The sequence below is a fragment of the Hydrogenophaga electricum genome, from assembly GCF_030160815.1.
GTDB lineage: Bacteria > Pseudomonadota > Gammaproteobacteria > Burkholderiales > Burkholderiaceae_C > Hydrogenophaga > Hydrogenophaga electricum.
Map to the genome: position 1 here is coordinate 1 of NZ_BSPB01000196.1, position 553 is coordinate 553.

Sequence of the window (553 nt, forward strand, 5' to 3'; positions counted from 1 at the left end):
GGCGCCCCGGGCACGCCCCTGGAGCGGCGCGATCCGGCGACGAAGGTAGTCGCCGAACACCATGGCCCCCGTGAGCCCCTGGGATCGCAGACCCGCCAGGCGGTCAAGAACGGCGTCGTAGCCGTCTCCCAGATCTACCGCCGCCCGCCAGCTGGAGGCCTGCGCCGGGGGCTGGCTCGGAAGTCGGAGGCGCGCTTCGTCGGCGAGGGGGGTGTAGAACCAGTCGCTCTTCCAGTCATCCCACTTCTTGCGGAGGACGCAGGGAATGTAGCGGTTCAGCACCGGCCCCCGCGGCTGGAAGTAGCAGCCACCAACCACCGACGGCGGCGACACCGGCTGTACGGTGAAGAACCACCGGAACAGCCGAAGGGATGGGCGCAGCCCGATGAACATCTCGCACAGGTGCGCGAAGATGGCCAATGTCATTACCACGTTGCGGGTGAGGTGCGCCATCTGGAGATCGTAAAACTCCAGAACATCCATGAAGAAAGAAGAAAAGGGCGGAACCAGCCCTGCCATTGCAAAAGGGAGGAAGAAGATGGACCGCCCCGGG

At 65.5% G+C, this 553-nt stretch carries 1 protein-coding gene; it reads right to left on the bottom strand.

Features of this window, described 5'->3' with window-relative positions; genetic code table 11:
* The coding region (locus tag QQK43_RS23825; RefSeq protein WP_284309662.1) for a hypothetical protein at nucleotides 1-553 on the bottom strand (553 nt) is incomplete at both ends.